The sequence below is a fragment of the Deltaproteobacteria bacterium genome, from assembly GCA_003194485.1.
GTDB lineage: Bacteria > Desulfobacterota > Dissulfuribacteria > Dissulfuribacterales > UBA3076 > UBA3076.
Window position 1 is genome coordinate 1 of record PQXD01000052.1, and the last position, 4464, is coordinate 4464.

General features: G+C 52.7%; 6 protein-coding genes. All 6 read right to left on the reverse strand.

Annotation, left to right across the window (positions count from 1 at the left end):
• A partial coding sequence (locus tag C4B57_11690) for a transposase (GenBank protein PXF50749.1) occupies positions 1 to 739 on the reverse strand: 739 nt, incomplete at its 3' end.
• Positions 740 to 826: 87 nt separating this feature from the next.
• Positions 827 to 1069: a hypothetical protein gene (locus tag C4B57_11695; GenBank protein PXF50750.1), complete on the reverse strand. Its 243-nt coding sequence runs from the start codon at positions 1067 to 1069 to the stop codon at positions 827 to 829.
• Positions 1059 to 1322 (reverse strand): hypothetical protein, encoded by a 264-nt coding sequence (locus tag C4B57_11700; protein ID PXF50751.1) that lies wholly within the window; start codon positions 1320 to 1322, stop codon positions 1059 to 1061. Before C4B57_11700 ends, C4B57_11695 begins: the two co-directional genes overlap by 11 nt.
• Before the next feature lie 28 nt (positions 1323 to 1350).
• Positions 1351 to 2844 carry a dolichyl-phosphate-mannose--protein mannosyltransferase gene (locus C4B57_11705; protein PXF50752.1) on the reverse strand — a complete coding sequence of 498 codons (1494 nt, stop codon included), beginning with the start codon at positions 2842 to 2844 and terminating at the stop codon, positions 1351 to 1353.
• Complete coding sequence (locus C4B57_11710; protein PXF50753.1) at positions 2828 to 3772, reverse strand: undecaprenyl-phosphate 4-deoxy-4-formamido-L-arabinose transferase; 945 nt, start codon at positions 3770 to 3772, stop codon at positions 2828 to 2830. Before C4B57_11710 ends, C4B57_11705 begins: the two co-directional genes overlap by 17 nt.
• Before the next feature lie 36 nt (positions 3773 to 3808).
• A complete protein-coding gene (locus tag C4B57_11715; GenBank protein ID PXF50754.1) occupies positions 3809 to 4309 on the reverse strand; it encodes a hypothetical protein in 501 nt (166 codons plus the stop codon).
• Between the last annotated feature and the right edge of the window lie 155 nt (positions 4310 to 4464).

Consider the following 4464-nt stretch of genomic DNA (forward strand, 5'->3'; position numbering starts at 1 on the left):
TCCCTTCATACTCCCGATAGAAAAGAGGAATACGATTATCACGGGACACCAAAAGTGCAACCCCGACCTGCCGCAACCAATTCCGGCCCGCTTTGTTTTTACCACGCTTCGCCAAGTCGGACTCCGACTCACTGGCCATGAAGGTGTAATAGTTTGTCGTGTCGAACATGAAACAATCCGAGGACAGGGGCTCCAGTTCCGCCAATATACGAAAAAACCTTGTAGCAATCTCTTCTATTTGTTTTCCATCAACCCGGTCCCACTTCTTCCAAAAACGCTGTGAGGTCAGGGCATCAATGTCTGTAGGCCGAATCTGCTGAATGGCTGTTAATTTATACCATTCAACCAAGGCACGTTTTGAACAAGTATCAACCATCCGGTTCAATATGGCGTAAAGAAAATACTCGCCTACGGAAGGTCCGGTTTCCCTTACCCCTTTCGGAATAATCGTATTAACAAGACTGGAAAACCCCACTTCACGCTCAATGAGGTTGCCAAGCCATAATGCGCCGAATTCCTGCACCTGAATTTTGGAACAAACCGTGCCCGGCCCGGTGGCCATCTTGAGAATCCGTTCAGGTGAGCCGAGATACACCTGATTAACGATTTTAGGCTTGCCGTTAACCCTGGCGGATTCCCTGACATAGTAATAGGGTCTTCCCTTTTTCATTTTTTTGTGTAAGTGCGCCATGCCCACACCATAATAGTAGGGTCTTGCATAGTCAAGAAAAAAATGCATAATTTACCAGGATAACTTGATTTTTTTAGGGGGGAATAAGGGTGCGCCGAGGGGTCTTACAGTAGATTGGCAGATAATTTGTTGAAATTATTGAATAAAATTGATAAAAAGAGAATTAACGGTTAAACTCCTGTTAAAAAAGGCCGGATCCCTGAATACCCTGTAAATGGCCTTTCCCGCATTGTCCGGTCCGAAGGATAGACAAAAGGTGGCATGGATACCATGACGTGCCAGGATCTCAAGGAGAACAGGGACCCCATGGCGCATTCCGTCATGGGTATCCACGTCCACCTTCAAGACCAGGGTGCCATATCCTCCTTCATAGCTCATCCGGACGGCCCAATTCCTCCACGACTATCTGCCGGTTCCGGACATAGGCGCTTATGGTCCGGCGCAATGCCTCCCTGAGATCGATTTTTGGCTCCCATCCCAGTATTTCTCTGGCAGAGGTTATGTCCGGTACCCGATAGCCCACATCCTGGTAATCCGGCCCGTAATAGGTCTCGGCGGAGATATCCCTCAGCTCCGCCCGTTCTGCCAGGTGGGTGAAGGCCGGAAATTCTCCCAGAACCTCGATCATCATCTCGGCAAGTTCCCTTATGGAGTGGTCATTATTGGGATTGCCGAGGTCTGGGCAGATTCAGGTAAAAGAGTACATTGGGCGAGACCTTGCGGAAAAAGGCCACTTGTTCCGGATCGACGCCTGCGAGCCGTTTCTTGAGCTCCAAGGAAAAGGGACGTTCCGTGCGGTAAATTTCGAGGGCCTTCACTTGCCAGCAAAAAAAGACTGCCATGAATACTGCTACTGCGGCCACGAGGGGTGCAACAGGTCCGGCGGTTCCGAGAACGGCATGGAACAGGCCGGAGCGCCATAAGGAAACCGCTAAGAGCCCGAACACGGTGAGGCCGCAGACCAGCGTAGCCACCTTCAGGCCCTGAGGGGCCACAAACCCAATGCGATCCATGAGGACAGGCCAGATCACCGGGCTTGCAATATAAATAGAGGCCAAGACAGCCAGCAAGCCAGCCTGGATGCGAAGGCCCCAGCGCTTGAAGATCATTAAGGCCGGCAAGGGCACTGAATCTGTCCGGAGAAAGACCGCTGTCCAGAGGGCACAGAGGGGCAAGATCGGAAGTATGTAATAGCTCCGCCTCGACCCGGATGCAGTAAAGAACAGGAAGACCAGTAACGCGGCCTTTATCAGCCACCTTGTCCGGCTGTCCAGGTCCTCCCAGCCACTGGCCATCCCTGCGCAGGCCGCCAGGAACAGCGGCGTCCACGGCAGAAAGAGTATGGGAAGATAGTAAAAATAGTAATAAAAAGGCTCCTTGTGATCAAAGGGCTGGAAAAACCGCTGGATGTTTTCCTGGAAGACCAGGGCAAGGCCGCTTGCCTGGTAATCGGTACGTGTAATGGATGCATATATAAATGGGGCGAGATATATACAACCTGCCAGGGCCATGGCCAAAAAGTGCGATGGCCTCAATACCGTCCGCCAGCGGCCTTTCGCAAGGACATCGGGTAACACCGCAAGGACCGGGACAACAAAGGCTGTGAGCCCCTTTGTGAGGGACCCGATAAAGGCGATAAGATAGAAGACGAAAAATGCGCTGAAATTTGGCTGGTCTCGCCTGGCCCAGTACCAGGCCAGGGCAAGAGTGACAGCAGCCACGTTCTCCATGTCGGCAGTGCCCGCCCTGCTCCAGAACAGAAAGCTATAGGTTGTAAGGAGGACCCACCCGGCCGTCCTCCCGACCTCGGCTGACCAGAGCCGCCTGCCCAGATAAACCGTGGCCCAAAGGGCCAGAAGACCAGAGATGGCACTGGGGAGCCGGACCGTCCACTCGTCCAGTCGCCCGGTGAGGGTCGAGATCAGGGCGATAAGCCAGTAGGTCAGCAAGGGCTTGTCGAAATAAGGCTCGCCGTTGATGGTGGGGTGGAAGAAATCACCGGTCAGAAACATCTCTCTCGTGACCTCTGCCCATCTACCCTCGGCAGTCCAGAGGCCTCTTTCTCCCAACGTCCAGAAAAGCAGTAAGACTGCGAACAGTGCAAGCAGGATATCTGCCCTTACCACCCTGTCCCTATTATTTACGAAGCACATCACCAAGTATGTATGGCGGACGTTTACGCACGGACTGAAAGATCCGTCCTATGTATTCACCAAGGAGTCCGAATGCAAAGAACTGGGCACCGATAAAACAGAAGAGCAGGGCAAAAAGGGTGAATACACCTTCTGCGGCCCAGCCGGGCCCGTAGTAAAGACGAAGTGCCAGAATGAGCAGGCCGAGCAGAAATCCCAGGCAGGCCACGCCCGTTCCCATAAAAAACATGGCCCTCAGAGGCCACAGGGAGAAGCCGGTGAGCAGATCCAGTTGCAGGCTGAAGAGCTTCAGGAGCGAGTATTTCGATGCGCCTCCGGCCCGTTCCTCGTGACTTACCGGGATCTCTACAGGATTCCTGGCAAAGAATGTTGCAAGCGCCGGGAGAAACGCCCTGTACTCGGGATTCGCCAGGATGCCATTAACCACCTCACGGCTGTAGCCCCTGAGCATACAGCCGAAGTCCTGAAGGGAGATCCCAGAGATCCGGGTGATCAGACGGTTGTTGAGGCGTGAGGCCCATTTGCGGAAACGGGTGTCCTGCCTCTCAATCCTTACAGTGCCTACTAGATCATGACCAGCCTGAAAGGCGTTAACCAATTTGGGGATCTCCTCAGGGGGGTTCTGGAGGTCTGCATCCAGGGTGATGACCCACCGGCCATGGCTCTGGGCAAATCCAGCCATGATCGCTGCATGCTGTCCAAAATTCCGGGCAAGTGCCACAACGGTCATCCCCTGCCGCGCCGCCTGTTCCTTTCTCAGGAGTTCGAGGGTCCGGTCAGAGGATCCATCGTCCACGCAGACAACTTCCCAGGTCTCCGATAAGGTAGCCATGGTCTCAAAGAGGCGGCTGCAGAACTGCCTGACGTTTGCCTCCTCGTTATACATGGGGATAACAATAGAAATTTCCGGGCTTGGAGCCGATGTCATCTGTTAATTTCTGTGCCTTTCTCCTAAGTTGAGCGATTAGCTGATCGTTTCATAGCAGCAGAAATTATGTTGTTGCCGACGTGATGTCACAAAACTCTTTGGTTCCACACTGTATGCAACCATTTCTCTCCGATGAATCGATCCCTTAATAAGCTTCCGAGCCCTATTCTTTTTTAAAAAAACTCCGAACCCCTTGAGATTACGTCCACGACCCAAGAGCATAAAAGGCTTTTTAACCTGCTCAAGATCTTCCGGTGATGAGCAAAAATGTAATTCCTCCGGAACGCGGCGGCTGTATAAAGCATATTTCACCCCATTTCTGTCAGGATGTATTTTGTAAAGGACTATGGGTACATCATTTTCTATCATGGATTCCGCCGCCTCGACAAAGAGCCTCCCGGACTCCTGCCTGGACAGGGCCGGTTCGACCACAAGTGCGGCTCCTGAAAGCCCCGTCGCCAGCACCAATCCGGTCAAGGTCACCATGCGGAAATCTCGGCTGAAGAAGATCTGGATCAGGACCCAACCCAAGAGCATGGCAATGGACCAGGCAAGCAGCCACTTATGAGCGTGTCCCGTAAATCATATCAGCCGAAGATTTCGATTCGGCCAAATTTTGGCCTTATGCCCCTCTGGACTTTCTGGAAATGCTGATTATTGAGATTCATTGTCATAAGAGCCTTATTCCACCC

Bases quoted from the DNA above. Each gene is read 5' to 3' on its own strand.
- C4B57_11695 (PXF50750.1), bottom strand. From the start codon at position 1,069: ATGAGCTATGAAGGAGGATATGGCACCCTGGTCTTGAAGGTGGACGTG.
- C4B57_11700 (PXF50751.1), bottom strand. From the start codon at position 1,322: ATGATGATCGAGGTTCTGGGAGAATTTCCGGCCTTCACCCACCTGGCA.
- C4B57_11705 (PXF50752.1), bottom strand. From the start codon at position 2,844: ATGTGCTTCGTAAATAATAGGGACAGGGTGGTAAGGGCAGATATCCTG.
- C4B57_11710 (PXF50753.1), bottom strand. From the start codon at position 3,772: ATGACATCGGCTCCAAGCCCGGAAATTTCTATTGTTATCCCCATGTAT.
- C4B57_11715 (PXF50754.1), bottom strand. From the start codon at position 4,309: ATGCTCTTGGGTTGGGTCCTGATCCAGATCTTCTTCAGCCGAGATTTC.